This window comes from Winogradskyella aquimaris, assembly GCF_042676105.1.
Lineage (GTDB): Bacteria > Bacteroidota > Bacteroidia > Flavobacteriales > Flavobacteriaceae > Winogradskyella > Winogradskyella aquimaris.
In genome coordinates, this window is record NZ_JBHTJQ010000016.1 from 855,460 (window position 1) to 873,996 (window position 18,537).

The window sequence follows — 18,537 nt, forward strand, 5'->3', positions numbered from 1 at the left end:
ACGTATTAAGATTAAAAGATGTTTAAAAAGGATCCACTTCAAATAATTGCCTTTCAAGGTTATGGTACCGATACGCACTTCTATGCGCGAGGAAGAGCTTTAGAAGATGAATCCATTGATCTTGAGAATCAAAATACTTGGCATCTTATTGTTAATACATGGAAACGTTTTGAAACGGATGAAATAAAAAACGTAGGGATAAAGGTTAGTCTACCCAACGGTAAAGTCTTGAACGGAAAGACAGATAGAGATGGCTATTTTAAGATCGATGCTAACTTAAAAGACCTATCTAAACTTACCAATAACGAAGGTTGGCTATCTTTTGAATTGTCTTATAATGATGCTAATATTAAAAGAACCATTCAGAATGACAATAAATTCCCAGGTGAGATCTTGATACCATCTACCAAAGCCCAATTTGGTGTAGCCAGTGATATAGATGATACCATTTTGCATACAGGTGTGGTGAGTACCTTAAAGTGGAAGGTCATATACAACTCGGTATTTAAACATGCTAAAAACAGAATTCCGCTCGAAGGTGCAGCAGGATTTTACCATAAGTTACATCGAGGAGTCTCAGGTCAAAATGTTAATCCAATATTTTATGTCAGTCATAGTCCATGGAATTTATATCGGTATCTCGAGTTATTTCTGAGGCAACATGACTTTCCGAAGGGCCCCATTTTATTGAGGAACTTGAGTAATTTATTAAGAAGACAACCTCAAAATCAAAAACCTCAAAAGGAAAGAGAGATTATTAATTTACTAAAAACCTATCCAAATTTACCTTTTATACTAATTGGTGATAGCGGTGAGAATGATCCAGATATCTATATAAAAATAGCAGAAGAATTTCCTAAAAGAATTTTGGCTATATATCTACGTAGCGTAAAGCACAAAGCAAAAATGAAAAGAGTAAAATCACTTTTAGATAATTATAAAACTACAAAGGTCTTACTGGTCGAAAGTAGCGCTCAGGCTATTAAGCATGCTAAAGAACACAATTTTATTGCTTAGAATAAACCGTTTATTTCCGCATCTATTTTGTTAATGATGCCACCTAAATCTTCAGGATTAGCGACAAAGTCTAAATGGTCAACGTCTATAATTAACAAGTTTCCCTTATCATATTTTGTTATCCATGCTTCATAACGCTCGTTAAGACGACTTAAATAGTCAATGCTAATGGTGTTTTCATAATCGCGACCACGCTTATGAATTTGAGCTACCAAATTAGGAATAGAACTTCTTAAGTAAATCAACAAATCAGGGCCTTTTACAAAAGATTCCATCAATTCAAATAAAGACGAGTAATTCTCAAAATCACGATTGGTCATTAAGCCCATAGCGTGTAAGTTGGGTGCAAAAATATGAGCATCTTCGTATATGGTTCTATCTTGTATGATATCCTTACCACTATTTTGAATCTGGTTGATTTGACGAAATCTGCTATTTAAAAAGTAAACCTGTAAATTAAAACTCCAGCGCTCCATCTGATTGTAAAAATCATCTAAATAAGGGTTGTCTACTACATCCTCTAATTGGGCTTCCCATTTGTAATGTTTAGCCAATAGTTTAGTCAAAGTGGTCTTACCTGCTCCTATATTTCCTGCAATGGCAAAATGCATAATCTATTGTAGTTTTAGTTGGTATTGACGCAGAATTTCGTCGTGGTAAATATACAAGGTTTCATTGGTTACCAAAAACTGACTTATTAACAAAATAGGAGAATCAATAGGTTTTATTTCATGACTGTTTTTAGATAATAAAAAGAGGTTATCTTCCTTTTTTAACACTAAGTGCGCCTTACTAAAAGCCATACTGTCATATCCAATATTTTGATGTTTCGCAATTAAGCTTCCAAAATAATTATAGACATAAAGGTATTTTTCGGTAAGCATATAGCAATTGTTATAATCACTCTTAATATCCAAAACATCAGACTGCACAGGTACAGTTTTTAATCTAATTTTATTGCTTTTATAGTCATATAATTCTAGTTGCTGCAGGTCTTGATTAAAGATCCAAAGTGTATTATCAAAGCCGGTAGATACAAAACTTACATTTTTATAAGATTGAAGCGTGTTAAAGTCTACTTTAAATACTTCAGCTAAACGATTGTCTAAAATAATGACAGTATTGAAATCTTTATAAAAAAGGTTAATTTTTAAGGGGTTGAAGGTGTTTGCTGTCGTGATTTCACCTAATTGAAAATTTGTATAGGTGATTGTAGTATCCTTTGTTTTTTTATTAAAGGTATTATCATCTGTAGCGTAATATAGGGTACCAAAGGTATCTACACCAAAAATGGATTTGGCCTTTATTTTGGTGGAATCCTTAGTCTGCAACAGAATATTGTCTTGGGCCAATACCGAAAGACTAATGAGTAAGAGGAAATAAACGGAATACTTCATATATGACAGAAAAATACAAAAATTGCACCAATCCTAATGTCATTCGGAGCTTGTTTCAGGATCTTTTTTAAAAATTGAAAAATATCATGTGAGTGACTGATATAATTCAGTATACAGGAAAAATGTAAGATGTTAATCCGTGAGTTTATATCCAAAACCTCGAACATTTATAATTTGAATGTTCTCGTCTTTTTTTAGTTTTTTTCTGAGTTTGGTTATAAAAACATCCATGCTTCTTGCAGAGAAAAAATCGTCATTTCCCCAAAGTTTATTTAGAATTAAGGAACGGTCTAAAACCTGATTTTTGTTTTTTATGAGGTGAAATAATAAGTGAGCTTCTCTATGGGTGAGTTGTTCGGGTTCACCGTTTTCAAACGAGAGTTGTTGTTTAGGGAAATCAAAGGTATACCGCCCAATAATTAAATGCTCCGTTGTTTTTTGAACTCTAGTGCGGTGCAGTAAATTATGAATGCGTACAATGAGCTCTTCCATACTAAACGGTTTTTTGAGATAATCGTTCCCACCAATAGAAAATCCTTCAACGACATCAGCAGTTTGGGATTTAGCAGTTAAAAAAATGATTGGGATGGTATCGTCAATCGCTCTAATCTCTTTAGCCAGGGTAAAACCGTCTTTTTTGGGCATCATGACATCCAATACTAAAATTTCAGGGTGTTCTGAGTTGTATTTTTCAAATGCCTTTTCGCCATTACCACACAACACGACTTCAAAATCTCTGGTTTCTAAAGTTTCTTTTATAATTTGTCCCAAAGCCGCTTCATCTTCAGCAAGGAGGACTTTAATTTTTTCAGCCATTTGGAAGTGTAATTTTAAAAGTGGTTAAATTTTTACTTAGGTCTAGATTAATACTGCCACCATGTTTTTCAATAATTGATTTGGTATAGTATAATCCAATACCAAACCCTTTGACATCATGTGTGTTTCCTTTAGGAACGCGATAGAATTTTTCAAAAACACGTTCTTTATTTACTTTGGATAGGGAGTTTCCATTGTCTGAAATTAATATTTCAAAACGTTTTTCCTTCGGAATTAAATCTATAGAAATCATATCTCCTCCATACTTTACGGCATTATCCAAAATGTTGTTCAAGGCATTTTCAAAATGAAAAATATCAACTTCGGCTTCTAAATGCTCTACTTTGAGACTTGTGTTAAATTCCTTTTCGGGATATTGAACACTGAACCTGTGCGACAAATCACTAATTAAGTTCACTATATCAATAGGTTCTTTCTTGAGCTCTAATTTATCACTATCAAGAGTTGCGGTTTCCAATAGCTTTTCTACCATTAAGTTCAACTTTTCTAGCTGTTGCGAAGACATGTTAATGTAGTTTTTTGTTTTCGCCTTGTCCTCAATAGCGTTAAAATTATTTATACTTTCAAGTGCAACGCCAATTGTTGCAATAGGTGTTTTAAACTCGTGTGTAATATTACTGATAAGGTCGTTTTTGACCTCGGCGAGTTGCTTTTGATGTTTAATTATTTTTAGAAGATAAATTAGACAACTAATTACGGCCAGTATTAAAAAAGTTGAAATAACAATACCGACAAGACTACGCTTTAAAACCGTAAATGTTGTATTGCTATAATTTAGCTCTAGAATACTTCCTTTAGGAAGAAATGAAGAATTTGAAACCGCTTTAAGGTCAAATTTGTGACTTAGAGTTTTTTTATTTTGTAAAGAATCCTTTATGGCCGCTACTTGGCGTTTAACCTGCGATTCATAAAATGTCAATTCACTATTTATTCCAATGTGTTTACGATCAAATTCCTTTTTCAATAAACTATCTACTTCAGAAACATTAAGGCTATCACTACTTATGGATACAACAATTTTAGAAGTTAAAATTTCAAATTCTGAAATATCCTTGATATTCTTAGCTTGTTTAATACTATCCAGTCTCTTTTTAAAGTCCTCACTTTTGGCTGGTTTTATTTGTTCATCAATAATCTTAGACATGGAGTCTGCCTTTGAGCCCGTAAGTACGGTAACACCTTCTATGTTATTGATATCTATTTGGTCTAGATTCTTAAAACCAAAAGAGTCTTGATCGATTTTTTTTAAAAAGTTTTGAATATGGCCTCCATCTTTTAGTGCATCTTTTTGTTGGTCACCTTCTAAGAAAATTCCAACTGTTGTGCGCTCGGCCAAGGCGGCATAATAATCGTCCACAGCTTTATCTAAACTTATCTGCACGTCATTAATAAGTTGTTGTTTGTTGGACTGATAGTTCTTGTAATTCCAAAACACCTGTATGCCAATTGTAACAATAATGACCGTTACTATGGTATACAAAATCCATTTGTATCTTTTATCATTCATACATCAAAAGTAAAGGTAAAAAACTACTTAGTGTCAATCGGTTAACACACGTTAACATTAGTTAACTCAGATAACAGAGATTACTTTAGATATTTGCTGTGTATTAATCAATAAAAACAACAGTTATGTTTAAAAAAGTAGTAATTTGTTTAGCACTGATCCTAACAACGTTAGGATATTCTCAAAGTCAATTAAATAGTAAAACCAGTAATGTCTCCCACATAAAAATCACAAATCTTGATGTCGTGGTGACTGTAGATTCTGTAGAAGATATTGAAAAAACATTTAAGTTAGAAGATATAGAGAATCTCCTCAAAGAAACAGAACGAGATGAAGTTATTTCGTTTAGTCTCATCTGCAATGGGGATATGATGTCTAATGGTAAAAGATCTACTATGACCTATTCGTTTGAAGGTAACTCGAGTGAACCTCAAGAATTTTTAACTATAGTTTCAAAACTTAGGAAATCAGCCATAAATTATTATAAAAATTAGAAAAATCAATCAAATGACAACAATTATCAGAGTTTTAGTTTTGGCATTAACAGCTGTGTTCACTTCTGTTAATGCGCAAGAGTTTCAAGGTATTGCAACGTATAAGACACAACGACAGGTGGATATTAAGTTAGATAGTACCCAAATGAATGACGAGTTGCAAATGAAAATGTTAGAGGTAATGAAAAAGCAATTTCAAAAAACCTTTACACTTAGCTTTAACAAGGAAGAATCAACCTATAAGCAAGAAGAAGAATTAGACAAGCCAAACGTTGGCATGGGTGGTGATTTTCAAATTGTGTCTATTGGAGGAGGAGGTGGCTCTGATGTATTATATAAGAATACAAAAGAGCAGCGATATACTGAGCAGGTGGATACCTATGGTAAAATATTTTTGGTTAAGGACGATATAGAAAACATAGATTGGAATTTAGGTTCAGAAACTAAATATATAGGTGAGTATCCTTGTTATAAGGCAACCTATACCAAGATGGTCGAAAAGCCACGTGTGGTGATTAATGGTGAAGAGGAAGAGGAGAGCAAAGAGCCAGAAATGGAGGAACGAACCGTAACCGCATGGTACACCCCACAAATTCCCGTAAATCATGGGCCAGATAATTACCAAGGATTACCAGGTTTAATCTTGGAAGTACATGATGGAAAACTAACAATAGTTTGTAGCAAAATTGTACTTAACCCAAAGGAAAAAGTAAAAATCACTGAGCCAGACAAAGGTAAAGAAGTTGATCAGGAAAAATATGACGATATCATGGAAAAGAAAGCTAAGGAAATGATGGAACGTTATAGGCCAAAACGAGGAGATAGAAATGATGGTAACAGTTTTAGTATAACGATTGGCGGTTAATTTTGTAGCAATAATGCTTGTTAATTTTATGATAAACAGCGTATTATTTGTTTAATGTTTGGATATATTTGTTTAACAATAATATTAACCAAGCTGTTTAGTCATGAAATCATTACTCTTAAAATTTAGTTTTGTCATCTTTTTGATTTGTTTGGGTTTTCATCAGGAAACCAACACCACTGTAGATTCTTATAGTAATTCTAATGAATTTCAAGGTCAGGCCTTTTACGTCTCTAAGTCTAAGATGGAACTTGGAAGATGGGGAGCACGATTAAGTGAAGCTCAAAAGAAACAAATCGAAGCACGATTAAAAAATAGGTTAGAAAAGGAATATATTTTAACCTTCAATAAGGCGGAAGCTATTTTTTATGAGGATGAGAAACTAGATGCCATGTCTGGTGCAACGGATTCATGGGGTAAAAATTTCTCACCAGGCAAGCAGTACAAAAATGTTAAAACTAATACGCAGATTCAGAGCCAAGAGTTTTACGGAAAAAAGTTTTTAGTAAAGGACAAACTGCAGGATATAGATTGGAAATTAGGTAAAGAAACTAAGCAAATAGGAAATTATATGTGTTTTAAAGCTACAGCATCTATACCTACAAGTGAGTTAGCCTGGTATGATTTTTCATGGAGCAGATTACGTAATAGTGATAATGCAAACGAAACCGAATCGGACTCTACAAGCACATCAAATGAAACTCCAGAAATAGAGATGACGGAGGTAGAAGCATGGTATTCACCACAGATTCCAGTAGGTCATGGACCATTGGAATATTGGGGATTGCCAGGATTGATTCTAGAAGTAAGCGCAGGAAATACGATAATGTTATGTACCAAAATAGTATTAAACCCTAAAGAGAAATTAGAAATTACTGCACCTGATAAAGGAAAAGAAATTACCAAAGCAGAGTATCAAAACACTATTGTGGCCAAGATGAAAGAATTTCGAAATAATCGCATGGGAAGACGTCGAGGTTAATTTATTAACACAAGTTTAACGCAATTAGATTCAACAAATGACATTTAAAAAAGTCTAAGTATCAACTTAGAACTATAAATTTACATTTGTTAACAAGATTAAACTTATCACATGAAAAAACCATTTCAATCCCTATCCCTCATATTCTTATTATGTATTAGTACAATTTCATTTGCACAACAAAATTTTCAGGGCAAAGCGTATTATATGTCTAAAACCACGATGGATCTAGATCAGTGGGGAGGACGCGAAATGAGTCCTGAGCAAAAAAAACGTATTCAAGAGCGAATGAAAAGTTTCCTTGAAAAGGAATACATTTTGACTTTTAATAAGGAAGAATCTATTTATAAAGAGGACGAAAAATTAGAAACACCAGGCTCTGGAAGAAGTTGGGGAGGATTTGCGAGTAGTTTTACCGGTGGACCAAAGTATAAAAATGTAAAAACAAAAGAACTATTGCAAGACCAAGAATTCTTTGGGAAGCAGTTTTTAATTAAAGATGAGTTGCAAGGCTTAGAGTGGAAAATGGGAACAGAGACGAAGCAAATAGGTCAATACACGTGCTTTAAGGCAACTGCTACAAAAACTGTGGACGAGTTTGATTGGAGAAGTATGAGACGTCGTAACGATAGTGACAAAACTGAGAATGAAAAGAAAAATGACTCTATAAAAAAAGATGACGATCCTATGAATGAGATTGAAGTGCCAAAAACTATAGAAGTAGTGGCTTGGTACACACCGCAGGTACCTATCAATCAAGGACCAGACGATTATTGGGGATTGCCAGGTTTAATTTTAGAGGTTAATGCTGACAGAACCACTATTCTTTGCACTAAAATTGTTATGAATCCCGAAGAAAAGGAAGAGATTGTAAAACCAAAAAAAGGGGACGAGGTCACCAAAGCGGAATACAACGATATTATTACCAAAAAAATGCAGGAAATGCGAGACATGTACGGTGGGAGACGAGGAGGTCGCAGCAGAAGAAATTAAAAAACTAACACAATCAAAAAATGAAGAACATTTTAACGCTACTATTTTTGGTAGTGGCAAGTAGCACTTTTGCGCAAATTAAAATGCAAGGTGTTGTAAAAGATAGTATTGGCACACCTTTAGAATTGGCCAATGTCATTGCCATTAATCAAGAAACCAATGGTTTAGAGTCATATGCGGTAACCAATGACAAAGGAAAGTACACCCTATCGCTTGGTAAAAATGGTAAGTACAAGTTGCAGGTAAGTTATATAGGCTTATCTACTTATGAAGAAATCATTACTACAGCAGAAACGGATATCAATAAAGATTTTACGTTGATGCCAGATACAGCATTAGATGCTGTAGAGTTGACGTATGAAATGCCAGTATCCATAAAAGGAGATACGCTAGTGTATAATGCAGATTCATTTAAAAATGGCTCCGAGCGAAAGCTGGAAGATGTGTTAGCTAAATTGCCAGGGGTAGAAATCAATGATGACGGACAAATTGAAGTAGAAGGTAAGACGGTTTCTAAAATTATGGTGGAAGGAAAGGATTTCTTTGATGGTGATACCAAGCTGGCAACCAAAAATATTCCTTCAAATGCTGTAGATAAAGTACAGGTGCTTCGTAATTATGCCGAAGTTGGGCAGTTGCGTGGTGTTCAAAACAATCAGGATAATGTAGCCATCAACATTAAATTAAAGGAAGGCAAAAAGAACTTTTGGTTTGGTGACGTCACTGCTGGCGTTGGCGCGGCACCTTCACCAAATGACGAGTTATACCTTGTGCAGCCCAAACTGTTTTATTACAGTCCTAAATACACAATTAATTTTATTGGTGATATGAACAATATAGGTGAGGTCGCCTTAACCAATAGAGATATACGAGGTTTTGGTGGTGGCTTCAGGTTGCCAAGCAGAACCAGTGGTACTAACATTAATCTTGGAGATAACGGACTTGGAGGATTAACCAATATAGCCAATGCCCAAGAAGTGGTTACTAAATTAGCATCGGCTAACTTCAGTTATTCGCCTAATAAGGCACTTGATTTGAGTGGTTTTTTAATTTATAACAGTAGTCGTTTAAGAACGCGAGAAGAAACTTTCATAGATTATATTGAGGTAGAGGATGATCCAAGTACACCAATAGATGAATCTACAACAATTCCGCCAGATGAAGCAACTGTTTCTACAGGTAGAGAGGCGACTAATCAATTTGTTACCAAGTTGAGCGCATCATATAAGCCAAATGTAAACAACCAATTAGATTATGATATATTAGCACGTACTTCAGATGATGAAGAACGTCAGAATCTGTTTTCATCCATAGTTGGTAATACCAATCAATTAGATCAGGTGAATCCATTTAGTATTAATCAGAACTTGAATTATTATTACACGCTAAATGAAAACAATATTTTTGCCTTTGAAGCCCAACATTTGATTAGAGATGAAGATCCGTTTTACAACGCCTTATTAGGTAATGATCCAACCAATAATACGGATCCTGATAACGATGCTTTTGATAATACAGCTTCAGGATTAGGTTTGGACCTAGATCAGTTCAGTTATGATTTAAACCAAGAAAGACGTGTAAAAACCAATCAATTAGATGCTAAATTGGATTATTTCAATATCCTAAATTCTAAGAGTAACATTAATCTTACTTTAGGAACCATATTTAGTAATCAGAAATTCAACTCGAATATATTTCAATTTTTGGATGATGGTACACGTTTAGATCCTACTCCAAATGTCACAGACCTAGAAGGTAACGCCTTGTCGGCATTTAACGATGATGTAGAGTATCGTTTTAGTGATGTGTATTTAGGAGTGCATTATAGGTTTAAAACAGGTAAATTAACTATAACGCCTGGAGTATCTTTCCATGCGTATAGCAACCAAAACACACAAAATGGAGACACGTTTAAAGATAACTTCTTCAATGTATTGCCCGATTTTGAAGCGCGTATTCAATTTAAGAAAAGTGAAGCCTTACAGTTTAATTACAATATGACTAATACCTTTACCGATGTTACCAATATCGCAGAAGGTTTGGTGCTCAATAACTTTAATAGTATACAATTTGGTAATCCTGAACTGGTTAATGCGCTATCCCATAATTTCAGACTGTTCTACAGCAGTTTTAATTTGTTTAATTATACCAATGTTTTTGCGAGTTTAAACTACACCAGAAATGAAGATCAAATCCGTTCGTTAACCAATTTTGAAAGTGTGATAAGAACGAGTTCGTTTTTCAACTCCCAATTCGCAGATGAGAATGCGTCTTTATTTGGGCGTGTGGAACGTACCTTTGGGAAAATAAGAGCGCGTTTTGGAACTAATTTCAATTACAGTAAATTGAATCAGTTTATACAAGGTAGACAGACCTTGAATGAACGATTTACGCAAACCTATACACCAGAACTACGTACCAATTTTAGAGAAGCGCCCAATGTGAGATTACGTTATCGTTTTAGCGAAACTAATAACGATCAGGGTAATAATATTACAAAATTTATTACAAGAGCACCTTCAATTGAGTTTGACGCCTACATCTGGGATGCGCTTACGTTTGTTACAGAGTTTACCTATAATGAGCAAGAAAATAATGGTCAGACTCAAGTATTTAAAACTTGGGATGCGTCGCTACGTTATAGAAAAGACAGAGATGCCAAATGGGAATACTCGCTTAGAGCGTCTAATATTTTAGATATCGACTCTAATATTAGTAATGGTGCAGGAAATATCTCTGTGTTTAATTCCGAAACATTTATACAACCACGGTTTATTACGCTTAGGTTAACTTATACATTATAAACGAAAAGCCTTTACATCTGTAAAGGCTTTTTAATGTTTAAATATTTACCAATTATTTTATAAATCTATCCTAACATGCGCGGCGCCAGCTATAGTTCGAGTGGTACCTCCATTAAGAAATGTGCCAGAAAAATTCATGTCAATAAAATCACCAACACCATTACCTATATAGGTGACATTAATTGTGACATTTTCTTGTCCAGTGAAAATATAACCACTCCCAGGAACATTGAAATTAAAGATATTAAAATTGTCAGCGGTGACCGAGTAGCTACCAATTTGAGTTGGAAAATCTGCTAGGAAGGCACCATTGGTTGTTTTATAGATAACAAATCTATCATCGCCCAGAATGACATCAATAAAATCCGTGTAGGTGACAACAATTGAGTCGTCTATGACATATTGAATAAACTCATCTTGGGAAAAACAGGCATTTAGGATTCCAATATCGGTTATAGGTGACATAAATGTATATTCTAAACTTTCTGTGGTTTGATAATTGGAGAAATCACTACCAACTAATGAAAAGCTGTTATTATCGCTGTTTGTACATCTTGAAATTTGAAATTCAAAATTACCTTCAGTAACATAATCTAAAAAGGTTTGGCCTTCATAATTGATTTGTACGTAACCATTGGTCACTGCATCACCATTACAGTCATTAAGAACACCTGTTATTGTTTCCTGAACTAAACTGGGATTATCTGGTACAACAATAGTAATATTGGTATCATTAATGAGAGGTCCAATAGATTGTGTGAGCAACACATTTGTATCGCAGATTACGGATCCAAAAATATTGAGTTCAAGAATTTCATCATCCGGCACATAACCACAAACCTCACCATTTTCATTGGTATAGCCATAAGTTGTTCCAAAAATGCTGCTTGTAATAGAAGTTTGAAAATTTGCTAATGGTGCATTATTGTCATCGGTTAAAGTTAAACACAAAACACTAGATTTAGTGGGTATGTCGCAATTCCAGAACGAAAAGTGAGATACTGTACCCACATACATATTGCCTTGTAGAGTAGCTTCGCCTTCCTCTTTCCAATAGCCATTGATTTCATCAAAGTACCAAAGCGGTATGGTTGCAGGAGCTATGCTCATTAAACTTGCGTCTACTGGTATTTTAATTTCAGAAGTTGAGCCTTCAGCTAGGTTTAAATCCTCACCACCAGAACCTCTAAGTTCCACAGCAAGCATACCTAGAGTCTGAAGCATACGCTCTTCACCATCTTCATTTTCAGCATACAACATACCAGGCATTTGTAACGGCATATCCTCATCTGCAGGATCAAGGTGGTGCATAATCACATCGACTGAACCAGAATAAGCAGAACCATCTTCTTTAATAAAGTTACCGTCAAAACTTACAGAGCTGCCATTGCTAGCGGTTACGATTTCGGAGCTTCCACTGTTTACCGATCCTGTAACAGTTGCGTCGAGCATCATAATGGTTACTTTGTTGGTGCCGTTAGTTGGTACAACACTTCGAGAGGCATGGATGTATCCCGCTTTTTCAGCTTTAATGTATCCAAAGCGTTGATTAACAGTCGCACCATTAATAACAAAAATACCGTTGCTGTCTGTTGTTGCGGTTTTATTACCAATTGTAATTGTTACACCATGAATTGGGGTGTGATTTTTATCGATGACCGTTCCTAAAAAGTTTCTGGAAATTTCATTGCCAAAAAACTGAGAGAACGTATCTGAAGTAGTGTTTTGGGAATCATTATTTGTAAAACCATCATCTATTTGACATGAAAAATTACAGATAAGACATACAATTGTTAGTAAACGAAAAAGTTGGATTGATTTCATAGCGATTGATTTTAGCATTTATTAATAGACGCCAAAATCAATAAAGGGTTGCGTATGAAAATTCAATAAAATCTAATTCGCAGAAACAGGAAGATTGTGATTGTGCTTGCAAAACCAAAAGAGACAAGTATTCTCTTTTTTTGTTAGCCTAATGTCTATCTCACTATTTTCAACTTCTGAATTCAGACTAAGAAAAGTGTCCTTATACCCTTTTCGATGTGCTTCTACAGGTAAAAAATTCTCGTAACCCGTAGCATTTTTTATTTCAAATTGACCTCGAGCATCGGTTTGAATAGTGCGATTTCCAACGGTAATGGTAACACTATCTAAAGGTTCGTTGTTGTGGTTAACAACAGTTCCTTTAAGATTAATATCAATAGGTTTTCCTAAGTGTTCAACCAATGTATTGGTATCCTCTTTCTGATCTGTGTTTTCCTTAAGTGTGCTGCTAGATGACAGCAAAAAAGCACAAATAATAAATGCTAAAATGTATGTTGTCTTTGACTTCATGTGATGATTGATGATGAATATTTGAGTCGAAATTACGAGAAACGCTAAAGGCATGGCGTTAAAATTCTTATAAATAAAAACTCTCAAATCTTAAAGTTTAGATTTGAGAGTTTTATCAAAACCTTAATTTATACAGATTAATTAGTTATCTCTAAGTACATGCACTACTCCAATAATGGTGTGCGGATTGCCTTGATAGTCTTCATAAGTACCACTAAAATTAATATCTATATACTCACCAACGTCACTTAAAGCGGTAAGGTTGTAAGTGATGTTGTTGTTTTCAGGTGCTACATTTAAGCATTCTCCAATAAAGAAGCCTGTATCATTTGAAACCGTGCCGTCAAAAGCAAAACTATCATAAGTGCCTAAATAGTCAGGATCATTTAGGACTCCAAACATATAATAGCAGTTTTCCTGATTGTTACTTGATGCAAAAATATCGATGGTTGGTCCGGGATAATTCGGACTCTCTGCATAGAAGTTAGCAGAAATATTTTCAAAAATTAAGATACTCTCACCATCATCAATAGTGTATTCTATAAACTCAGTTACAGCATTACATGCAGAGATGGTTCCTATATTTGTTAAAGGTGTCGTAAAGGTATAGCTGATACTATCAGTGACTTGTAGGTTAGTATAATCACTAGCCTCAATAGCAAATGTATTATTATCAGAGCAACGTAAAAGATTGATTTCAAATTCACCGTTGGTTACAGCATCTGTAAAGGTTTGATTGGCATAGCTGAGTTGCACGTAACCATTTGTAACGGCGTTTTCATCACAAGTATTGAATGTGCCTACTACAGTTTCTTGAACGATATCAGGATTATCTGGTACAATAACCGTTATGCTAGAATCTAAAGTAAAAGGACCAACAGTCTCCGTATGTAAAGCAGTATCGCCACATAAGTCGTAACTGTAAACATTAAGCACCAAACTTTCATTGCTTGGCACATAACCACAAACTTCGCCATTCTCATTAGTATAGCCATAAGTTGTACCAAAAGTCGCACTTGTAATAGATACAGACATATTTGCTAAAGCTGTATTTTCATCATCTGTTGTTGTTACACAAAGGGTGATGGCTTCTGCGGGAATATCGCAATTCCAAAAACTAAAATGCGATACCGCACCCACATACATATTACCTTGTAGTGTAGCTTGTCCTTCTTCTTTCCAGTAACCAGTGGTTTCATCAAAATACCAAAGCGGAATGGTTGCAGGAGCAATACCTATTAAACTAGCATCCACAGGAATTTTAATCTCTGAAGTAGAGCCATCAGCTAAATTTAAATCTTCACCACCAGAACCTCTAAGTTCTACGGCAAGCATACCTAAAGTCTGAAGCATACGTTCTGCACCATTTTCATTTTCGGCATAAAGCATACCAGGCATTTGCAATGGCATATCCCCATCAGTAGGGTCAAGATGATGCATAATCACATCGACTGATCCAGAATAAGCAGAACCATCTTCTTTAATGAAGTTACCATTAAAACTTACAGAGCTTCCATCGGTTGTGGTTACGGTTCCTGAACTTCCACTTGTTACAGAACCTACAATTGTAGCTTCTAACATCATAATGGTCACTTTGTTGGTGCCGTTAGAAGGCACAACGCTTCGTGAGGCGTGAATGTATCCCGCTTTTTCAGCTTTAATGTAACCAAAGCGTTGATTAACCGTAGCTCCATTAATCATAAAAACACCATTACTGTCTGTAGTTGCAGTTGAACTGCCAATGGTAATCGTAGCTCCTTCAATTGGATTATGGTTTTTATCGATGACCGTTCCTAAAAAGTCGCGAGAAATTTGATTACCAAAATACTCAGAGAAGGTGTCCGGAATAGTTTCTTGTGGATCATTATTTCCAGATTGACGATCGTCTTTTTGGCACGAGGTTGCCATAAATAATGATAATAAAAGCATTAAAACAAGATTTGGGAAATTTTTAATTCTTTTCATAGTGAATTGATTTAGTTAAAAGTAAGTCTCAAAAAAGACATTGTGTAGATAGAACAGATGTAGGTTTAAAACTCCTACCTAAATACTACAAACAAAAAAACTCTGATCATTAATCAGAGTTTTTAAATATTGAGAACGAAACTTCTTATAAGCCAAAAGCTTCTTTAACCTTATCTACATAATCTAACTTTTCCCAAGTAAATAATTCAACCTCTAAAGTTTTAGATTCACCATTAGGTTGGTCAAAAGTTTTAGTAATAATTTCATTGTGTCTTCCCATATGGCCATAGGCTGCAGTTTCGCTATACATTGGTTGACGAAGTTTTAGGCGTTCCTCGATAGCAGCTGGGCGCATATCAAATATTTCTGATACTTTTTGTGCAATCTCACCATCCGTTAGGTTAAAAGGACAGGTGCCATAAGTATCTATAAAAATTCCCATAGGTTCTACAACACCTATCGCGTAAGAGACTTGCACCAAGACCTCGTCGCAAAGACCAGCAGCAACCAAATTTTTAGCAATGTGTCTGGTGGCATAAGCAGCGCTCCTATCAACTTTACTTGGATCTTTCCCTGAAAATGCACCTCCACCATGTGCTCCTTTTCCACCATAAGTATCCACAATAATTTTTCTTCCGGTTAAGCCTGTATCTCCATGTGGTCCACCAATTACAAACTTCCCTGTTGGATTAATATGATATTTAATATCGTCCGTAAATAGTGGCTTAATGTGTTCTGGCACTTTTGCCACTACGCGCGGAATTAAAATTTCGACAATGTCTTTTCTGATTTTTGCTAACATGGCATCATCGGTATCAAAAGCATCATGTTGTGTAGAAATCACAATCGCATCAATACGCTGTGGTGTGTTATCATCACTGTATTCAATAGTCACCTGACTTTTAGAATCTGGCCTTAGATAGGTGATATCTTTATTTTCGCGGCGTAAGGCAGCCAATTCTTTAAGAATGAGATGTGAAATATCCAATGCTAAAGGCATGTAGTTATTGGTTTCGTTTGTAGCATAGCCAAACATCATACCTTGGTCACCAGCTCCTTGCTCTTCTTTAGAAGCTCTATCTACACCACGATTAATATCTTCAGATTGTTCATGTATAGCGGAGATGACACCACAAGAGTTGCCATCAAACATATATTCACCTTTGGTGTAACCAATTTTATTAATCGTATCTCTGGCTATTTTTTGTACATCCAAGTAGGTATTAGACTTTACTTCTCCTGCTAAAACAACCTGCCCAGTAGTTACTAATGTTTCACATGCTACTTTAGACTCTGGGTCAAAGGCTAAGAAATGATCGATTAATGCATCACTAATTTGATCTGCAATTTTATCTGGGTGTCCTTCCGAAACACTTTCAGAAGTAAATAAATATGACATAAATCCTATTTTTGTTTATTAAAAATTGAGATTGCTTGGATGCTAGAGAAGTTGACAAACGAACTGCTTTAGCATTTTTATCAAAACTGAATCTCTTTCAGCTTTAGAGGTTGCAATCAGACAAATTTTTCCTCTTTTTAAATCTTGGCAAAAATAGAGATTAAATTTAAGATAGCGCATCTTCAAATGATAATGAAATCTTAAAGTGGCACATGAAGTTTAAATTGATAGTTTGCAATTAATACTCTATTGCAAGTAAATACAGTATGTTCAGAAATTTCTTTGAATTTAAATTTTTGTAACGCAATATTTGTACTCACAAAGTTCAAAGACTTACTGAAATGTTATCAAGAAAGGTGGAGGGAATAGACCCTTTGAAGCCTTAGCAACCCTTAGACTTACTGAGAAGGTGCTAAATTCTACTTGAATGTGCAAGTCATTTCTTGCAGTTCGGATAGATAACTCAAGACTAATTACTCATCTGTAATTGGCATTTTCTTCATAACATTTTTCTATTAAGTACGCTTCATAATGAAGTTTATTTGGCTTTTGGTTTAATTATTTATTAACTCAAAAACTTAGAAAAATGAGTACACAAAAATTTGCAACAAAAGCGTTGCACGCAGGTCATGATGTAAATAATAATGGTGGAACAAGAGCGGTGCCAATTTACCAATCAACAGCTTACGTTTTCAACGATTCAGATCATGCAGCTAATCTTTTTGCCCTAGCTGAAACCGGTAACATCTATACTAGAATCAACAATCCTACAAACGATATTTTAGAGCAGCGGTTAGCAGCTTTAGAAGGTGGCATAGCAGCTGTGGTAACAGCATCTGGTACATCTGCTATAGCTACATCTCTACTTACTTTATTAAAAGCAGGAGACCATATTGTAGCTTCAAATAGTTTGTACGGTGGCACCTATAATTTATTGAGCGTAACATTACCTAGACATGGTATTGCTACAACTTTTGTAGATCCTTCCAATCCAGAAAACTTCAAAGAAGCCGCTCAAGAGAATACTAGAGCATTCTTTATTGAGTCTTTAGGGAACCCAAAGTTGGATGTTTTAGACATCGAGGCCATTTCTAAAGCGGCAAAAGGATTTAAAGTGCCATTAATTGTTGATAACACAGTAGCGACACCATATTTGTTGAATCCGATTGAATATGGAGCTAATATTGTAATTCACTCGTTAACAAAGTATATTAATGGTAATGGGACTGCACTTGGAGGTGTAATTATAGATGCAGGTACTTTTGATTGGACAAATGGGAAATTCCCAGAATTTACAGAGCCTTCTCCAGGTTACCATGGTTTGGTATATAGTGAAGCTCTAGAAGCTGCATTTATTGCTAAAGTGAGAATTGAAGGGTTAAGGGATTATGGTGGAGCATTAAGCCCGTTTAATGCGTTTCAAATTATTCAAGGTTTAGAAACTTTAGAATTACGCATAAAAAAACATAGCGAAAATGCCTTAGAACTTGCCAAGTGGTTGCAAGAACAGCCAGAGGTGTCTTGGGTAAATTACCCTGGTTTGGAATCTAGTAAGTACTATGATTTAGCCAATAAATATTTACCAAATGGACAAAGTGGAATAGTAACCTTTGGTGTTAAAGGTGGGTATGAAGCTGCAAAAGTCATAGCTGATAAAACCCAACTGTTCTCATTGTTGGCCAATATTGGTGACACAAAGTCTTTAATCATTCATCCAGCTAGTACAACACATCAGCAATTGAGCGACGAGGCCCAGGAAAGTACAGGGGTGACTAAAGATTTGATACGACTTTCCGTAGGTATAGAAAACATTGAAGATTTAAAATCCGATCTAAAAGAGTCTTTTAATAGGGTTAAGAAATCCCAATTAGTTTAATCTGTTGGAGTTGCAAAAATTGGACTAAGCGAATTTTTTGCTCAGTCTAATTTGAAGTATTGTAACT

At 35.1% G+C, this 18,537-nt stretch carries 15 protein-coding genes and 1 riboswitch; of the genes, 7 read left to right on the forward strand and 8 right to left on the reverse strand.

Annotated features, from left to right (window positions below; translation table 11 throughout):
• The first annotated feature begins 18 nt into the window (after window positions 1-18).
• A complete protein-coding gene (locus ACFQ1K_RS13870; RefSeq protein WP_320554155.1) occupies window positions 19-1,017 on the forward strand; it encodes an App1 family protein in 999 nt (332 codons plus the stop codon).
• Here ACFQ1K_RS13870 and ACFQ1K_RS13875 read toward each other — a convergent pair.
• From ACFQ1K_RS13875 to ACFQ1K_RS13890, 4 genes are all read right to left on the reverse strand, one after another.
• Window positions 1,014-1,628 carry a deoxynucleoside kinase gene (locus tag ACFQ1K_RS13875; RefSeq protein ID WP_320554154.1) on the reverse strand — a complete coding sequence of 205 codons (615 nt, stop codon included), beginning with the start codon at window positions 1,626-1,628 and terminating at the stop codon, window positions 1,014-1,016. The genes ACFQ1K_RS13870 and ACFQ1K_RS13875 overlap by 4 nt on opposite strands.
• 3 nt (window positions 1,629-1,631) lie before the next feature.
• Window positions 1,632-2,414: a hypothetical protein gene (locus tag ACFQ1K_RS13880; protein ID WP_320554153.1), complete on the reverse strand. Its 783-nt coding sequence runs from the start codon at window positions 2,412-2,414 to the stop codon at window positions 1,632-1,634.
• A 132-nt stretch (window positions 2,415-2,546) separates the two neighbouring features.
• Window positions 2,547-3,230, reverse strand: a complete 684-nt coding sequence (locus ACFQ1K_RS13885) for a response regulator transcription factor (RefSeq protein WP_320554152.1) — start codon at window positions 3,228-3,230, stop codon at window positions 2,547-2,549.
• Window positions 3,223-4,758: a sensor histidine kinase gene (locus ACFQ1K_RS13890; protein WP_320554151.1), complete on the reverse strand. Its 1,536-nt coding sequence runs from the start codon at window positions 4,756-4,758 to the stop codon at window positions 3,223-3,225. The genes ACFQ1K_RS13885 and ACFQ1K_RS13890 overlap by 8 nt, the downstream gene beginning before the upstream one ends.
• A gap of 125 nt (window positions 4,759-4,883) precedes the next feature.
• On the opposite strand from ACFQ1K_RS13890, the gene ACFQ1K_RS13895 reads away from it, so the two are divergent.
• The 5 genes from ACFQ1K_RS13895 (at window position 4,884) to ACFQ1K_RS13915 (ending at window position 10,896) form a co-directional block, all read left to right on the forward strand.
• Window positions 4,884-5,252: a hypothetical protein gene (locus ACFQ1K_RS13895; RefSeq protein ID WP_320554150.1), complete on the forward strand. Its 369-nt coding sequence runs from the start codon at window positions 4,884-4,886 to the stop codon at window positions 5,250-5,252.
• A gap of 13 nt (window positions 5,253-5,265) precedes the next feature.
• Window positions 5,266-6,117, forward strand: a complete 852-nt coding sequence (locus ACFQ1K_RS13900; RefSeq protein ID WP_320554149.1) for a GLPGLI family protein — start codon at window positions 5,266-5,268, stop codon at window positions 6,115-6,117.
• A gap of 103 nt (window positions 6,118-6,220) precedes the next feature.
• Window positions 6,221-7,099, forward strand: a complete 879-nt coding sequence (locus ACFQ1K_RS13905; protein ID WP_320554148.1) for a GLPGLI family protein — start codon at window positions 6,221-6,223, stop codon at window positions 7,097-7,099.
• Between the two features lie 111 nt (window positions 7,100-7,210).
• Window positions 7,211-8,092 (forward strand): GLPGLI family protein, encoded by an 882-nt coding sequence (locus tag ACFQ1K_RS13910; RefSeq protein ID WP_320554147.1) that lies wholly within the window; start codon window positions 7,211-7,213, stop codon window positions 8,090-8,092.
• Window positions 8,093-8,112: 20 nt separating this feature from the next.
• Window positions 8,113-10,896, forward strand: a complete 2,784-nt coding sequence (locus ACFQ1K_RS13915) for a TonB-dependent receptor (RefSeq protein WP_320554146.1) — start codon at window positions 8,113-8,115, stop codon at window positions 10,894-10,896.
• A 57-nt stretch (window positions 10,897-10,953) separates the two neighbouring features.
• Here ACFQ1K_RS13915 and ACFQ1K_RS13920 read toward each other — a convergent pair whose 3' ends face one another.
• The 4 genes from ACFQ1K_RS13920 to metK all read right to left on the reverse strand — a co-directional run bounded on the left by ACFQ1K_RS13920 (window position 10,954) and on the right by metK (window position 16,594).
• Window positions 10,954-12,720, reverse strand: coding sequence for a hypothetical protein (locus ACFQ1K_RS13920; protein ID WP_320554145.1), 1,767 nt, complete (start codon window positions 12,718-12,720; stop codon window positions 10,954-10,956).
• A 72-nt stretch (window positions 12,721-12,792) separates the two neighbouring features.
• On the reverse strand, window positions 12,793-13,230 hold the full coding sequence (locus ACFQ1K_RS13925) for a carboxypeptidase-like regulatory domain-containing protein (RefSeq protein ID WP_320554144.1): 438 nt from the start codon (window positions 13,228-13,230) through the stop codon (window positions 12,793-12,795).
• A gap of 141 nt (window positions 13,231-13,371) precedes the next feature.
• Window positions 13,372-15,195: a hypothetical protein gene (locus ACFQ1K_RS13930; protein ID WP_320554143.1), complete on the reverse strand. Its 1,824-nt coding sequence runs from the start codon at window positions 15,193-15,195 to the stop codon at window positions 13,372-13,374.
• Between the two features lie 145 nt (window positions 15,196-15,340).
• The gene (metK, locus tag ACFQ1K_RS13935) at window positions 15,341-16,594 is read right to left on the reverse strand and encodes a methionine adenosyltransferase (RefSeq protein WP_320554142.1); all 1,254 of its coding nucleotides are present in this window, start codon (window positions 16,592-16,594) and stop codon (window positions 15,341-15,343) included.
• A gap of 341 nt (window positions 16,595-16,935) precedes the next feature.
• Window positions 16,936-17,059: riboswitch (SAM riboswitch) on the forward strand.
• Between the two features lie 121 nt (window positions 17,060-17,180).
• Between metK and ACFQ1K_RS13940 the strand changes: the two genes are divergently transcribed.
• Entirely contained in the window at window positions 17,181-18,470 is a 1,290-nt protein-coding gene (locus tag ACFQ1K_RS13940) for an O-acetylhomoserine aminocarboxypropyltransferase/cysteine synthase family protein (protein WP_320554141.1), read from the forward strand.
• Window positions 18,471-18,537 lie beyond the last annotated feature (67 nt).

Bases quoted from the DNA above. Each gene is read 5' to 3' on its own strand.
- ACFQ1K_RS13910 (WP_320554147.1), top strand. From the start codon at position 7,211: ATGAAAAAACCATTTCAATCCCTATCCCTCATATTCTTATTATGTATT.
- ACFQ1K_RS13940 (WP_320554141.1), top strand. From the start codon at position 17,181: ATGAGTACACAAAAATTTGCAACAAAAGCGTTGCACGCAGGTCATGAT.
- ACFQ1K_RS13905 (WP_320554148.1), top strand. From the start codon at position 6,221: ATGAAATCATTACTCTTAAAATTTAGTTTTGTCATCTTTTTGATTTGT.
- ACFQ1K_RS13930 (WP_320554143.1), bottom strand. From the start codon at position 15,195: ATGAAAAGAATTAAAAATTTCCCAAATCTTGTTTTAATGCTTTTATTA.
- ACFQ1K_RS13925 (WP_320554144.1), bottom strand. From the start codon at position 13,230: ATGAAGTCAAAGACAACATACATTTTAGCATTTATTATTTGTGCTTTT.
- ACFQ1K_RS13880 (WP_320554153.1), bottom strand. From the start codon at position 2,414: ATGAAGTATTCCGTTTATTTCCTCTTACTCATTAGTCTTTCGGTATTG.
- ACFQ1K_RS13915 (WP_320554146.1), top strand. From the start codon at position 8,113: ATGAAGAACATTTTAACGCTACTATTTTTGGTAGTGGCAAGTAGCACT.
- ACFQ1K_RS13890 (WP_320554151.1), bottom strand. From the start codon at position 4,758: ATGAATGATAAAAGATACAAATGGATTTTGTATACCATAGTAACGGTC.
- ACFQ1K_RS13920 (WP_320554145.1), bottom strand. From the start codon at position 12,720: ATGAAATCAATCCAACTTTTTCGTTTACTAACAATTGTATGTCTTATC.
- ACFQ1K_RS13875 (WP_320554154.1), bottom strand. From the start codon at position 1,628: ATGCATTTTGCCATTGCAGGAAATATAGGAGCAGGTAAGACCACTTTG.
- ACFQ1K_RS13870 (WP_320554155.1), top strand. From the start codon at position 19: ATGTTTAAAAAGGATCCACTTCAAATAATTGCCTTTCAAGGTTATGGT.
- ACFQ1K_RS13885 (WP_320554152.1), bottom strand. From the start codon at position 3,230: ATGGCTGAAAAAATTAAAGTCCTCCTTGCTGAAGATGAAGCGGCTTTG.
- ACFQ1K_RS13900 (WP_320554149.1), top strand. From the start codon at position 5,266: ATGACAACAATTATCAGAGTTTTAGTTTTGGCATTAACAGCTGTGTTC.
- ACFQ1K_RS13895 (WP_320554150.1), top strand. From the start codon at position 4,884: ATGTTTAAAAAAGTAGTAATTTGTTTAGCACTGATCCTAACAACGTTA.
- metK (WP_320554142.1), bottom strand. From the start codon at position 16,594: ATGTCATATTTATTTACTTCTGAAAGTGTTTCGGAAGGACACCCAGAT.